The following is a 551-nucleotide window of genomic DNA, read 5'->3' as shown; positions in this document are numbered from 1 at the left end:
GAGGAAGGGAGAGGGGGGGAGAGGGAGAAGAAGAAAGAGAGAGAAAAAGAGGAGGAAAAAAAAGGAGAAAAAGGGAAAAAAAGGGGAGGAGAAAAGAGAGAGGGGGAGGGAGGGGAGAGGGAGAAGAAGAGAAGAGGGAGAGAGAAAAGAAGAGAGGAGGAGGAGAGGAAGAAGGAAAGAAAGAAGAGAGAAGGGAAAAGAGAAAGAAAGAAAAGGAAAGAAGAAGGAGAAGAGAAAAAGAAGAAGGAAGAAAAGAAGAGAGAAGAAAAGAAAAGAAAAGAAGAGAGAAGAGGGAGAAGGAAGGAAAGAGAAAGAGAAGGAGGAGGGGGGGAAGGGAAGGAGAGAGGAAGAGGAGGAGAGGAGAAAGGGAAGGGAGGAGGGAAAGAGGGGGGAGAAGGGAGAGGAAAGAGAGGGAAAGGAAGAGAGGAGAGAGGGGGAGAAGAAAAAAGGAGAAGAGGAGAGAGGGGGAAAAGGGGGGAGAGAGGAAGGAGGAGGAGAAGGAGAGAAGGGAGGAAAAAGAAAGGAAGAGAGAGAAGGGGAAGGGGAGAAGA

At 48.6% G+C, this 551-nt stretch carries 1 protein-coding gene; it reads left to right on the top strand.

The genetic code is table 11. From position 1 onward, the window contains the following. On the top strand, positions 1 to 551 hold a 551-nt coding region (locus IB232_RS24075; protein WP_192400898.1), incomplete at both ends, for a hypothetical protein.

The organism is Pseudomonas sp. PDM15 (genome assembly GCF_014851565.1).
Lineage (GTDB): Bacteria > Pseudomonadota > Gammaproteobacteria > Pseudomonadales > Pseudomonadaceae > Aquipseudomonas.
Note: the sequence above shows the minus strand (reverse complement) of the source record. Positions and strands in the feature narration are given on the sequence as shown.